Annotated in this window: 13 protein-coding genes; 5 read left to right on the forward strand and 8 right to left on the reverse strand. The window is 42.2% G+C overall.

The window, feature by feature from the left end; translation table 11 throughout:
- Positions 1-102: 102 nt before the first annotated feature.
- The 4 genes from L7A31_RS20605 to aspA form a co-directional block, all read right to left on the reverse strand.
- Complete coding sequence (locus L7A31_RS20605) at positions 103-738, reverse strand: response regulator (RefSeq protein ID WP_237363818.1); 636 nt, start codon at positions 736-738, stop codon at positions 103-105.
- Between the two features lie 243 nt (positions 739-981).
- Entirely contained in the window at positions 982-2,787 is a 1,806-nt protein-coding gene (locus L7A31_RS20610) for a protein-disulfide reductase DsbD (RefSeq protein WP_237363684.1), read from the reverse strand.
- A gap of 194 nt (positions 2,788-2,981) precedes the next feature.
- Positions 2,982-4,289: an anaerobic C4-dicarboxylate transporter gene (locus L7A31_RS20615; RefSeq protein ID WP_237363685.1), complete on the reverse strand. Its 1,308-nt coding sequence runs from the start codon at positions 4,287-4,289 to the stop codon at positions 2,982-2,984.
- A gap of 147 nt (positions 4,290-4,436) precedes the next feature.
- A complete protein-coding gene (gene aspA / locus L7A31_RS20620; protein WP_237363686.1) occupies positions 4,437-5,888 on the reverse strand; it encodes an aspartate ammonia-lyase in 1,452 nt (483 codons plus the stop codon).
- A gap of 455 nt (positions 5,889-6,343) precedes the next feature.
- Between aspA and L7A31_RS20625 the strand changes: the two genes are divergently transcribed.
- Complete coding sequence (locus tag L7A31_RS20625; protein WP_237363687.1) at positions 6,344-6,805, forward strand: FxsA family protein; 462 nt, start codon at positions 6,344-6,346, stop codon at positions 6,803-6,805.
- Between the two features lie 10 nt (positions 6,806-6,815).
- On the opposite strand, the gene L7A31_RS20630 is transcribed toward L7A31_RS20625, so the two are convergent.
- On the reverse strand, positions 6,816-7,040 hold the full coding sequence (locus L7A31_RS20630) for a hypothetical protein (protein WP_237363688.1): 225 nt from the start codon (positions 7,038-7,040) through the stop codon (positions 6,816-6,818).
- A gap of 314 nt (positions 7,041-7,354) precedes the next feature.
- Between L7A31_RS20630 and L7A31_RS20635 the strand changes: the two genes are divergently transcribed.
- Positions 7,355-8,431, forward strand: coding sequence for an NAD(P)H-dependent flavin oxidoreductase (locus L7A31_RS20635; RefSeq protein WP_237363689.1), 1,077 nt, complete (start codon positions 7,355-7,357; stop codon positions 8,429-8,431).
- 52 nt (positions 8,432-8,483) lie between these two features.
- Here L7A31_RS20635 and trmL read toward each other — a convergent pair whose 3' ends face one another.
- The 3 genes from trmL to L7A31_RS20650 form a co-directional block, all read right to left on the reverse strand.
- The gene (gene trmL / locus L7A31_RS20640) at positions 8,484-8,963 is read right to left on the reverse strand and encodes a tRNA (uridine(34)/cytosine(34)/5-carboxymethylaminomethyluridine(34)-2'-O)-methyltransferase TrmL (protein ID WP_237363690.1); all 480 of its coding nucleotides are present in this window, start codon (positions 8,961-8,963) and stop codon (positions 8,484-8,486) included.
- 66 nt (positions 8,964-9,029) lie between these two features.
- Entirely contained in the window at positions 9,030-10,406 is a 1,377-nt protein-coding gene (cpxA, locus tag L7A31_RS20645) for an envelope stress sensor histidine kinase CpxA (protein WP_237363691.1), read from the reverse strand.
- Between the two features lie 2 nt (positions 10,407-10,408).
- Positions 10,409-11,092, reverse strand: coding sequence for a response regulator (locus tag L7A31_RS20650; RefSeq protein WP_237363692.1), 684 nt, complete (start codon positions 11,090-11,092; stop codon positions 10,409-10,411).
- 190 nt (positions 11,093-11,282) lie between these two features.
- On the opposite strand from L7A31_RS20650, the gene L7A31_RS20655 reads away from it, so the two are divergent.
- The 3 genes from L7A31_RS20655 to fieF all read left to right on the forward strand — a co-directional run bounded on the left by L7A31_RS20655 (position 11,283) and on the right by fieF (position 13,422).
- A complete protein-coding gene (locus tag L7A31_RS20655) occupies positions 11,283-11,744 on the forward strand; it encodes a CpxP family protein (RefSeq protein ID WP_237363693.1) in 462 nt (153 codons plus the stop codon).
- Between the two features lie 159 nt (positions 11,745-11,903).
- The gene (locus tag L7A31_RS20660; protein WP_237363694.1) at positions 11,904-12,365 is read left to right on the forward strand and encodes a Spy/CpxP family protein refolding chaperone; all 462 of its coding nucleotides are present in this window, start codon (positions 11,904-11,906) and stop codon (positions 12,363-12,365) included.
- A gap of 148 nt (positions 12,366-12,513) precedes the next feature.
- A complete protein-coding gene (gene fieF, locus L7A31_RS20665; RefSeq protein WP_237363695.1) occupies positions 12,514-13,422 on the forward strand; it encodes a CDF family cation-efflux transporter FieF in 909 nt (302 codons plus the stop codon).
- The last annotated feature ends 139 nt before the right edge of the window (positions 13,423-13,561 follow it).

A 13,561-nucleotide genomic window follows, 5' to 3' on the forward strand; every position in this document is an offset into this window, starting at 1 on the left:
AGAGTTAATAAAACAGAGGGATGAATAAAGTAGATCTACTGATCTCAAGTTAGACTCTATTGTAACTTGTTTTGATCCAGAATTGTGAAGAATGTGTAACGTTTAATGTTCAGTTTCAGTCTGTTGCAGCAATATGACCGCTTGTGTTCGATTTTTAACGCCTAACTTTCTAAAAATAGCCGTCATATGGGCTTTAATTGTTGCTTCTGAGACATTTAATTCGTATGCAATTTGCTTGTTCAGAAGACCATCTGAAAGCATGGTCAAAACCTTGTATTGCTGGGGGGTCAGCGTCGCAATTTTTTGTGAAAGCTCGTAGTGTTCTTGAGAGTATGATGAAGATATATCTGGGAAGTAGGGCTCTCCTTCAAGAACCTGATTCAATGCGCCAATTAACGACTTAATATCACTCGATTTTGGAATAAAGCCGAAAGCTCCATGTGCTTTAACTTGCGAGACTACGCTCGGTTCTTCATTGGCGGAGATAACAACTACAGGTAAATTGGGGTAGTCTGCTCTCAGTTGGATAAGTCCAGACATGCCATTAGCACCAGGCATTTTTAGGTCTAGTAACACTAGGTCAGTGTCTTCGTGAGCTTTCACTAGAGAGAAAAGAGCATCGAGAGAGTCGGCTTCAAGTAGGTTTGCATCCCCAATAGCCATGTTCACCGATTGAAAAAGTGCATTTCGAAATAATGGATGATCGTCAGCAATCACGATGGTGTAACTAGATTCCATAAAGAAAGTACTGGTTAATGGCTGTTGACTTACTATACCTGCCTCTGGGCAATTGCAACAATACATATGCATTCAATTTTAGGGTTTTATTCTTAAAAGTGTGAATGGGTTGCTGCTATAGAGGAGAGTTTAGCTAAGGACGATGAATTAAGTAGAGTGAAAATTGAACGGGGCTTTCCTATTGATAAAATTAAGCCCCGAACATCCGTCTAGCGCTAATCAGCTAGTTTGATTGGCATGGAACTACTTATTGCTCGTTGTAAAATCGAACTGATTCATATGTACCAAAAATGCTTTGGCATCCTTAAAGCCGGTCACTCTCGCGTTTACCATATGCTCGCCTTTAGCGTTCCAAAATTCTATGGTTGGTAAGCCGAGCACGTTCATTTTCTGCATTAGTTTAAAATCTTCGGGCAGGCTCTTAGTGACATCCACTTGCAGTAATACAAAGTGCTGCAGCTTCTCTTCAACAGCCTTTTCATGGAAGGTGTATTTCTCAAACTCTTTACATGCAACGCACCAATCGGCATAAAAATCTAACATGACAGGCTTGTGTTCTAGCTTGGCTTTCTCAAGCTGGGCATTGAGTTCGTTGATATTGTGAATACGAACGAACTCTATTGTTGGCCTCGAATCCATTGTCGTGTTTGATGAGGAATACCAATCATGCAAAATAGGCTGGGCCGAAAATAGCATGCCCAAAATTGCAATAATGGCGACAACGCTTTGTTTCCAGCCGCCAGAGTGGAAGCTGTTTTTAACATGGTAAAGCCAGCCAAATGCGGCAATGCCGAGAATAGACCAAAGTATGGAAGCCCAAAATTCAGGAATCATTCGTTCTAACAAAAAGATAGGCGCAGCAAGCAGAATGAATCCAAACAGTGCCTTCACTTTGTTCATCCAGTCGCCAGACTTCGGCAGCAGCTTGTTACCAAATACGGCAGCTAAAATGAGCGGTATACCCATGCCAAGCGCTAGTGCATAAAGCGTGATGCCACCTATGAAAAGGTTACCTGTTTGCGCCACGTATAGTAGGGCGCCTGATAGTGGAGCAGTCGTGCATGGTGAGCAAACCAATCCAGAGATGGCGCCCATAGCAAATACACCGAGGCTGTTTCCAGAACGCTGCTGATTGCTTAGCGAGTTTAACCATGTTTGAGCGCGGCTTGGTAGCTGAAGTGAATACAAGCCGAACATAGATAGTGCGAGAGCTATGAACAATACGCTTAAGCCGACTAATACATAAGGGTGCTGCATGGCTGCTTGGAACTGTATTCCAGCAGATGCCACTATGAGGCCTAAAATGGTGTAGGTGAGCGCCATCCCCTGCACGTAAATCATTGATAAGGCGAAAGCTCTCTTGTGTGACAATCGCCCACTGCCCAATACAATGCTGGTCAAAATTGGATACATTGGCAGCACGCAAGGAGTAAAGGCAAGTCCAACTCCTAGTGCTAAAAAGAGAACCGGAGTCCACCAATGGCTACCTAAAAAGGAAAAGTAGCCTGAACTGTCAGCGCTTTGGTTTACAGCCACTGAACCGTTAGCATTTTTTGCTTGAGCATTTGCGCTGTCATTTGGCACGCTGCTAGAGGCTTGCGGAGATTCAATGTTGATGATTTTTGTTTCTGGCGGGTAGCAAAACCCTGCCTTTGCACAGCCTTGATACTGGACGGTTAATTGAGCACCCGGCTGGATGTTGTCGATAGGAACCGCAATTGATAGTGGAGATGTGAAAATATTTACTTCGCCAAAGAACTCGTCTTTATGCTCTTGTCCCTTAGGTATAACAATATCGCCCAGCTCTACATTTGTACCGGTAACGGAAATAGTATGGCGATACAGGTAGTAATCGGGCTTAACCTGCCAATCTAAATATATGAATTTTCCTTGTTGAAAGTGACTAAAAGCAAAAGCCTGATCGACAGGAACAAACTTTTGGGAACTGCTGGAAGCTCCCGGTAAAGCAACGGTATTGCTTAGTTGAGCTATTGCTGGGCTAGAAAAGGAAAGCAGGAAGTAAACAAGCAAAGAAACGAGTGTGCGCATAAAAACATCAATGTCTATTAAATTGGCGATATTCTAACTAAATAAGACAGGAATACGCTGAAATAAGTTTCATCAAAGTCTATTTAATTCGTCTAGGTCACTAATTTACTTGCTCATAAACTAAAACAACCAGAGCATTGCGCATCTGGTTGTTTTAGTTTTTAGAAAAGGGAGCATGCACTCCCTTTAAATCTTTAGATCACAAGGCCACCTACAGCAAAGCCCAACGCGACAGAAGAAGCAATAGTTACTACTCCGGGGATAAAGAATGGGTGGTTAAACACGTACTGTCCGATACGAGTTGAACCAGTGTCATCCATTTCAACCGCTGCGAGTAGAGTTGGATAGGTTGGCAGTACAAATAGAGCGCTGACTGCGGCAAAAGAGGCAACAGCTGTTAGTGGTGCTACGCCAATGGCTAGTGCAGCTGGCATTAGTGCGACAGTTGTTGCGCCTTGTGAGTACAAAAGCATTGAAGCAAAGAACAGAACAACTGCAAGCATCCATGGGTGCTGAGACAATAATTGTCCAGCAACTTCTTTAATCTCTCCGACGTGCGCGTTAACAAATGTCGAACCTAACCAAGCAACACCAAGAACGCAGACACATGCTGTCATGCCTGATTTAAACGTCGATGCTGAAGAGATTTTAGACGCGTCGATTTTAGTGAAACCAACGATAAGCGCCGCCGCTGCTAGCATTGCAGCCATGATGGCTTCGTTTCTTCCTAGAGCTGGGTTCTCGATAAGGCCCACTGATTTAGAGATTGCCGCTGCATAACAAACAACAAAAAATATCGCCCCCAGGAAGATAAATGTTGCACGTTTGGCTGTTGGTGCAATTTTTCTTTGTGTTGCTGAACTGATTTTCACAAGCCCTTGTGCGAGTCTTTCTTGATAAATCTTATCGTCTTTCAGTTCTACGCCCATAAAATTAGCGACGAATGCTCCAATCATGCAAGCTACAAACGTGCTTGGAATGCAGACTAATAGAAGAGTTAGGTAGCTAACGCCTTGCGGTGCAAGCATGACAGAAAAAGCGACCACCGCGGCAGAAATAGGAGAAGCAGTAATAGCAATTTGGGAAGCGATAACAGCAATCGATAGTGGACGAGAAGGTCTTATTCCTTGTCCTTTAGCCACTTCTGCTATGACAGGCAGTGTTGAAAATGCTGTATGGCCTGTACCAGCCATCAACGTCATTAAAAATGTAACCATTGGAGCGTAAAACGTAATGCGCTCTGGATGCTTTCGCAAAAAGTTTTCTGCTAGCTGCACTAACCAATCCATACCTCCAGCTACCTGCATTGCTGCAATGGCAGTAATCACAGACATAATAATTAGTATTACATCAACAGGAATATAGGCTTGGCTGGTTGGTACGCCTAAAATGAGTGATAAAAATATAACGCCGGCTCCACCTGCGAAGCCAATTCCAATCCCTCCGATCCGTGCGCCAATAAATATAAATGACAGAAGTACGACTAATTCCACCGCTACCATAATGGGTCCCTCTTAAAAATATTAAACTTCAATTTTCTAAACATTCACGTACTAAACGCTTAGAAAATGTATTAGGTAGCCAAAAAGACTTGAGATATAGGAGAGAATAGCTAGAGGAAGGGCTCTCCTAAGAGAGCCCAATTTTTATTATTTGTATCGCTTAGCGTTATATTTCGGGTGCATAAAGTTGGAGATAGATAAGATCTCATCTAATTCTTCGGAAGTGAGTAGACCACGCTCCAATACTACTTCACGAACACTCTTACCTGTTTCCGCGCAAATCTTGCCAACAATATCGCCTTGATGGTGACCAATGTATGGGTTTAGGTAAGTCACGATACCAATGGAGTTGTGCACATAACTTTCACATACTTCTTTGTTAACTGTAATGCCGTCAATGCACTTCTCTCTCAAGTTAACGCAGGCATTGGTTAGAATGTCCAAAGACTCGAACATGCTTTGCGCAATCACTGGTTCCATGACATTTAATTGCAGCTGACCGCCTTCTGCTGCAAATGAGATCGTGTTGTCGTTACCAAGAACCTTAAAGCACACTTGGTTGACGACTTCTGGAACTACAGGGTTAACTTTGGCAGGCATAATAGAAGAACCAGCTTGCAGTTCTGGAAGATTTAGCTCATTTAGGCCTGCACGTGGACCTGAAGAAAGAAGGCGTAAATCATTACAGATTTTAGAAAGCTTGACCGCTAGTCGTTTCACTGCACCGTGAGTCATCACGTAGGCGCCGCAATCTGAAGTCGCTTCGATTAAATCTTCTGCTGCAACACATTCTAGGCCAGTAACAGCCGCAAGATGTTTGACCGCTAGCTCTTGATAACCTTGAGCAGCATTAAGCCCAGTACCAATGGCTGTTGCGCCTAAGTTCACTTCAAGTAGTAATTTCGACGTATATTCTAGAGCACGAATTTCTTCGTTTAGTGTTACAGCCCAAGCGTGGAACTCTTGACCAACCGTCATAGGCACAGCATCTTGAAGCTGGGTACGGCCCATTTTCAGAATCTTGCTAAACTCTTGGCTCTTCAGTTCAAAAGAAGCTTTCAGGTATTCAATCGCATTGGTTAGTTTTTTAACGCTATTGAACACTGAAATACGGAAGCCAGTAGGGTAAGCACAGTTTGTAGATTGGCTCTTGTTTACGTGGTCGTTAGGGTTGATGAACTCATATTCACCCTTTTCTTTGCCCATCAGCTCAAGAGCTAAGTTTGCAATCACTTCATTGGTGTTCATGTTCACTGAAGTACCTGCGCCACCTTGGAATACATCCGATGGGAACTGGTCCATACATTTGCCTGTTTCCAAAATTAGATCGCAGGCTTGGATAATGTAGTCAGCGACATTGCTTGGAATTACACCTAACTCTTTGTTTGCTAGAGCTGCTGCTTTCTTTGTCATAACCATACCACGAACAAACTCAGGTACATCTGAAATTGTCGCACGGGAAATGTTGAAGTTCTCACAAGCTCGTAGAGTATGAATACCGTAGTAGGCATCCGCTGGGACATGTCTTTGACCTAGTAGGTCTTCTTCAATGCGTGTTTCTTGTGGTTTTGTTTCTTGTGATTCTGGCAGGGTAACCATCTCAATGTCCTCAGATCGTTATTCTAGTAGTGTTTCAATTTGTATTTATTGTTTTAGCACTCTGCACATGGACTTCTTTAAAATTCGTCCTTGCATTAGTTGGGGTAATAATACTCCGCAAAGTCTATAAATAAAGCGGCTAGATCACCTTTTCTAAAATTGTTACAACTCGAGAATAATTATGTTTTTAAAATGAATGATTCATAACCATTATGGGGTTTTAATGTGGTTCTATGGGTGATAAATACCCGTTTTAGCACAAATTGTCGATATGTTAATTAAAATGATAACTTTGAGAAGGCTAATGAGAATCTTTTTTATATAGTTAACTAAAAAGTGCACAAATTTTAACCCCACATAAGAGGCTGTCTGAAAAGCTAGCAATCCTATGGTGGAAACTCGCATCTTTAGGTAAATGGGGTATATTGTTTATAGATGAAATTGGAGGAGTATCTATGTTTGCCATTCTCTTTTTAATGTTTATTGTTGTGCCCGTCCTCGAAATTGCTATTTTTGTGCAAGTCGGGAGTGTTATTGGGCTATGGCCAACAGTGGGTTTAGTGTTAGTCAGTGCTTTTGTTGGCGCCTCTTTAGTTCGTAGCCAAGGCTTACAAACGCTGATGTCGGTTCAGAAGAAAATTCAGCAAGGAGTTGTGCCGACAGAACAGATTTTTGAAGGAGTTATGCTGGCTCTTGCTGGTATTTTGCTTATTACTCCGGGGTTTTTAACCGATCTTATGGGAATGGTACTTTTGCTACCTGCACCAAGAGCAAGGCTCGCAAAATACGTGCTAAGCAAAGCGGAGTTTAAAGTATCCGGACAAGGCTTTTCTAAAGGGCCTTTCAATGGTGATGGGAATACCTTTGAAGGTGAGTATGAGAAGAAAGATGACCAAGATAGAGATAAGCTCAATTAGACTCAGCTGGTTACTTCTTCCAAGTCATCAATATAAGTAGCAATATAAATACAGAGAGTGAAATAAGAAAAACAACACACAGCTCTCTACGAGTAACAAAAGTGAGAGAAATACCAAGCTTCAATAAGAAGTGTACAATGTTCTTTGGATGGAAAATAGCTAGAGTAGAGACAATAAAGCCGGTCAATAACCAAGAGGTAAATAGATAAAAAATAGAGACTTTACTATTAGCCATGAGTTTTACTCTCTATTGCTAGTCTTTTGATATTTTTAATTATTATCAAGAAATTAATCGATTCTCCAATCTCTTTTACATGATGCTGCAATTTTTAGCAGTCAATACCAAATGTTTTTAAATCCAACTAAGCTACGGTAACTTAATAAAGTGCGAGCAAACTTTTTAGTGGATTCTATTTTGCAGTGCAGAAGTATCTCGTATATTGAATGTTTCAATCAAAATAATTTATTTTTATTAATGCCTTAGATTTTCTACAGTGTAGAGAAGACAATTATCTTGATTATTTTCTAGATCTAGTTGGGAAGGTGACTATGTATCCAAAACATGTAAAAGAGTTTCTGCGTTGCTATGACATTCAGTATCCAATCATACAAGCACCAATGGCTGGTGGTATCACTACCGTTGAGTTAGTTGCATCGGTGTGTAATGCCGGAGGAATTGGCTCATTTGGTGCAGCATATATGTCTGTTGAGCAACTGGATCATGATATTAAAGCGGTAAAGAAGAGAACATCCGCCCTTTTTTCTGCCAATCTTTTTTGTTTTGACGTGCCACCAGCACCTGCTTGGGAAGCAACGAATCCGGCAATCTCTCAATACATGAAGCTGTTTGAACAATTCGGTATCGAGACACCTAGCAAATATCCAATGATAGAGGATTTGTTCTCCAAGCAACTCGAAGTCCTTATTGAGCATCAAGTGCCAATCATATCTTTTACCTTTGGTGTTCCAGATAGAAAACAGATTGAAAGAATCCAGAGTTATGGCGGTAAAGTATGGATAACGGTCACCAACCTTGTGGAAGCACAGCAAGCGCAAGATGCAGGAGTTGATGCACTGATTGTTCAAGGCTATGAAGCCGGAGGTCACAGAGGCTCTTTTGATCCACAAGCAAAACCTTCAGAGCAGATAGGACTAATCTCACTGTTGCAACTCGTGTCTGGCGCTATCGATATTCCCGTCATAGCTTCAGGCGGATTAATGACGGGAAAGTCAGTGATGGCGACAATGGTATTAGGCGCTGTTGCCGGCCAGCTTGGAACTGCTTTCCTTGGGTGTCAGGAAGCAAACGTGACGGCTTCGTGGCGTTCAGCACTAAAGTGTGCTCAGGATACAGATACCATATTAACGCGCTCTTTTTCCGGCAAGTTAGCAAGAGGAATTGCCAATAGACATACCAAGCTATTCGAAAAAATGGAGGATGAAATCCCTCCATTTCCGTACATTAATTCGGTGACTGGACCATTGAGACAGCACTCTAAACAGATAGAGTCTTGCGATCATCAAAGCTTGTGGGCTGGGCAAAGCTGTCGTCTTACTCGCAGTATGGGTGCAGCAAGTTTGGTAGAGCTTCTTGGTAAGGAGTTGCAAGAAGCTGCTCGATTTTAGCTTTGGAGTTGGCGCTATAGAGAAACAATGGCGTTAGAATAGGTTGCTGCAGTTACTGTGCGCCTTCAAACCCCATCTGTCTCCAAGCTTCGAATGCGATGATTGCTACTGCATTTGAAAGATTAAGGCTTCTTGCCTCTGGCATCATAGGTATTCTAATACGCTGCTCTAGCGGCAGCCCTTCAATGATTTCAGCAGGTAGGCCACGAGTTTCTGGGCCAAATAGCAGTACATCACCATTTTGATATGAAGCATCGACATGGTGGCCAGTGGCTTTGGTTGTGCAGGCAAAAATCCGATAGCCTTCAGTTTTTTCCTGCTGCAAATATTGGATGAATGCGTCGAAGTCTTTATGCCTTTTCACGTTCGCTAGATCGTGATAGTCCAAGCCAGCTCTGCGCAGTTTCTTTTCTTCTAAATCAAACCCTAGTGGTTCAATCAAATGCAGGCGAGCGCCACAATTTGCGCATAGACGAATAATATTGCCCGTATTTGGGGCGATTTCTGGTTCATAAAGGGCAATATCGAACATAGTTTCATTCACTTAGACAAGGGAAATGGCAGTATAAAGGCCACTTCACCTATCGCCAAGCAGAGTTTAGCTATTTAATGGCAGTTGAATTAGGACGTTTAAGCCCCCTAAGTCACTGCGACTGGCGGTTATCGAGCCATTGTGTTGCCTGATGGCACTCTCAGTAATGGCTAGGCCTAGTCCAGCTCCCCCGCTGTTTCTGTCTCTCGCTGTGGATACTCGATAAAATGGTCTGAAAATATCTTGAAGCTCGCTGTCCGGCACACCCGAACCATTGTCACTGACTGAAATATATAGTTTGTCTTTTGATGTATAGATTTGTACTTCGACGCGATCTTTTCCGTAGTAAATAGCATTGCGAATGATGTTTTCTACGGCGCTCATCAAAAGCTTAGGATTGCCAGAAACTGTCACGTTGGGGATGTCAGAATATTTGAGCGCTTTGCCCATTTGCTCTGCTTCGAACTGACCATCTTTAAGAATCTCTTCCCACAAACTTGAGATAGGTTGAGTTTCACGTTCCAAGTGACTATTGGCCTGCATTCTGGAAAGCTCCAATAATTCGCCAATCATTTGCTCCAATCGCTGAGCTTCGGTATCGACTCGCGATAGTTCAGAGCTTTCGCCTAATTTTCGGGTTGCCAGAGCATTCGCCATGCGCAAGCGAGTCAGAGGAGAGCGCAATTCATGAGAGATATCTGATAGTAATCTTTGCTGCCCCGACAACATCTGATTGACAGCTTCCACCATCTGATTGAAGCTCTTACCTGTTTGTTGAAACTCAGTGGTGCCCGTTTCTAAATCATGATCGACAACAAACTCACCTTTAGCCACTCGTTGAGCGGCTCGTTCTAGCTTGCGTGCAGGTTGACTCAATGCCCATGCTAACCAAAGCAGTAGTGGTGTACTTACGGCCATGACGGCGAGCAGTAGTTGAAGTGGCTTATCAAATAGCTGCAGCAAAAATGGTGGAGGCTGGTTCCAACGAGTACCAAAAAATAACAATAAGTCCTGATCGGCTAAATTTATCGTGAGTGGGCCAGCAATCAGGTAATGGCCATAAAGCCTCTGTTTTGGAGTTGTGCCGCTGTAGCCGGTGACAAAGTTTCTCAGTTCGCGAAAGTGGTTCGCTTTTCTGGCTTTGCCAGTCAATATGTTACCGCTTAAGTCTGCAAGAAATAGGCTTGGTCGATTGGATTTTTGTGGCCGAGCTTGGCGATTGAAATCACGGATTATCTTTTGCAGATCTGGCTCTTGCTGATACTTGCTCTCTATATAGTCCCGAATTCGCTCATATTTGATCATCTGAGAAGGTGGAATGTCTCTTTGCTTGCGAGGATCGAGATGAGATAAGTACAAAACCGCCACAAGTACCATCAACATGGTGAACCAGAAGATGGCAAAAATACGTCCATATAGGCTAGTGATTTTTGGGAATCGCATGATCAATTCTCAACGAGTAAATAGCCACGACCTCGCAGCGTTTTGATTCGAGGTTTTCCATCTTCGCGTTCAGGTAGCTTCTTGCGCAGGTTTGAAACATGCATATCAATCGCTCTATCAAAAGCTGATAATCTTTTTCCCAAGACGTCGAGACTGAGGGTTTCCTTGGTGGCTACTTCTCCCGGGTTCTGAACAAAGTGTGCTAAAAGAGCAAACTCTGTTGTGGTCAAATCAAGTAACTGCTCTTGGCAATACGCTTCTTGTTTTCCCGGGTAGACGTGAATATCTTGATATTTTAGGCATTCGTTCGCTTTTGACGTCGATTTGGTGTCCGTACGGCGCAGTATAGCTCGGATTCTTGCCAAAAGTTCTCTATCACTAAAAGGTTTGGGTAAGTAATCGTCAGCTCCAAGCTCTAAGCCGATCACTCGATCTATCTCTTCACCTTTGGCTGTTAGCATAAGAACAGGGGTTTCCCATTTCTCTCGTAGGCGTTTCAAAGTCTCGATACCGTTTAATCTTGGCATCATCACATCTAGCAATATCAAGTCGGTTTGTTCATTAAGGCTTTCCAAGCCAGCTTCACCATCATTAGCTTCTGACACGTTGAACCCCTCAAAGGTAAGCACCTCTTTAAGTAAGCTGGTGAGTTCGATGTCATCGTCAATTAACAAGATATTTGCCATACTCTTTTCCAGTGATGTTCAGTTTCTTTTAACTATATATTACTCGGATTTGTCACGAACAATGAGTACTAAATGTGCTCTTTACGATTCTTTACGCTTGCCTTACGTTGCTTTACTCCCCAGCGATTAATGTTATACCTAAGCACTGTGAATTACAGCTGCTATATTCAATCAGACGAAAGGTATCGCTATGAAAACTAAAAATAAACTAATATTGTCCGCTGTAATTCTCCCATTGATCGTGGGCTCTGCAAGTGTGTTTGCCTATGGTGGAAAAGATGGTCACCGTGGTAAGAACAAGTGCCGTCCTGGTATCGACCGCAGTGTGATGAAACAGCTTGATCTCACCCAAGAGCAAAAAGATAAGCTGAAAGATATGAAGCAAGCCAATAAGCAAGAAAGGAAAGAAGAGTTCCAGAAAAATGCTGAGGCACGTAAAGCGTATCATGATCAAATTCAAAAGTTGGTTTTAGCTGACAACTTTGATCAAAATGCTGCTGATGCGTTAGCTAAACAAATGGCTGAAGCACAAGTTCAACAACGGGTTGAAAAAATGAAACAGCAACACGATATGCTCAATGTTCTGACACCAGCTCAAAAAACAAAATATGTTCAGCTTGAGCAAGCAAAAATGGAGCAATGCCGCAGTTAACCGACTCTAGGTTTAAAGCACATATGATATGAAGTAAGGAGGTGCTAGATTTCTAGCTCCTCCCTTTGTCTTTACTCACATTTACAAATCACTTACGTTTCTTTGCGTTCTTATCATTATTCTGCTTATGCTTTTTGTAACATGAGTTTAGATTGATATATGAAGCCGACAAAAATGTATATCTCACTCTTCACCGCGCTATTTGTAATTCCTCTTTCACACAATGCGTATTCTGCCAATTTTGGTAACTCTCCAGCATTGAAAAACGAATGTGGATTTGGTTTAGACATGGACACATTTCATAAGCTTGATTTGACCAACAAACAAAAAGTTCAATTAGCGAACTTGGAGTTGGTGGACAGAAATGTAATTAAGGAAGAACTTGTAAAGGGAAGAAAAGTTCGCCAAGCGTATAGAATTGAAATACAAAAGTTACTTCTAGCGAAGAAGTTGGATGAGCGTGCTGCCAATCAATTGACCCATAAAATGGCAGACTCGCAGGCATATCTAAATTTGCGCGTGATGGAACAGCAACATGCGATGTTTGACTTGTTAACAGATAAACAAAAAGCGGATTATATCCAACTTGAGAATAAAAAAGCTTCTCAATGTCGCTCTTAATTGTTTTGTTATTTCGCTGCAGTAGGTGGTGTTTTTGCTGTATTTAGTGTCATTTTTTTGTATTTACGTCACATTTGTCGAGCTATTTGAATATTTGAAGTTATAATTGAACACGTCAGTCTTTTATAACAATTAATACTCATAAACTATGAAAAATGAATACGCTCGTCTTGTCACTTCTGCGGCATGGACTGCGACAATCGTCGCGACAATATTGCTAGTTTTTAAAATTTTTGCTTGGTGGGTGACAGGCTCAGTAAGCTTACTTGCATCATTAATTGATTCGCTTCTCGATATCTCAGCATCGGTGGTGAATCTAATCGTTATTCGCTATTCACTTCAGCCAGCCGATAAAGAACATCGCTTTGGACATGGTAAAGCAGAGTCTCTAGCGGCCTTGGCACAAGCAATGTTTATATCAGGGTCGGCTTGCTTCCTGATTTTAAATGGTATTGAACGCATGTTCCGTCCAGCAGAGTTGCACTCACCACAAGTGGGGGTGTATGTAAGTATCTTTGCTATTGTGGTGACTTATGCTTTGGTGCGCTTTCAAAAATACGTTGTGAAGAAAACGGGTAGCCAAGCCATTGCTGCTGATTCTCTGCACTATCAATCGGATCTCTACTTAAATATCGCTATTTTGATTGCTTTAGTACTCACTTGGGTTGGTATTAAACAAGCTGATGCTGTGTTCGCCATTGGATTAGGCTTCTATATTCTATATAGCGCTTTCAAAATGGTGATGAATGCGATTCAAACCTTGCTTGATAGAAAGCTACCAGACGAAGAGATTAAGCAGATCCGAACTTGCTGCTTGTCAGTTGATGATGTCCTTGGGGTACATCAGCTCAGAACCCGCATGTCAGGTCCAACACGCTTTATTCAGCTTCATTTGGAGCTAGAGGATCAGCTTCCGCTTATCGAAGCACATCGTATTTCAGACGAGGTGGAGAAGAAGTTACTGGAGCTCTTTCCGGAAGCGGATGTATTGATCCATCAAGATCCTTACTCGGCAGTATTGGGCGCTGAAAAAGTACAGAAGAATCAAGACTGGTAGTTTTATTTCTGCTATTAATGGTTGAATGTTGAGCGGTTGCAATCCGCACTGATCCTGATGTGTATCAACAAAAAAGCACTATAAAGCTGTAATACTTTTACAAAAGTAGAAAAGTTACGTGATTTAGTGCAAATAAAAG

The organism is Vibrio marisflavi CECT 7928, from assembly GCF_921294215.1.
Lineage (GTDB): Bacteria > Pseudomonadota > Gammaproteobacteria > Enterobacterales > Vibrionaceae > Vibrio > Vibrio marisflavi.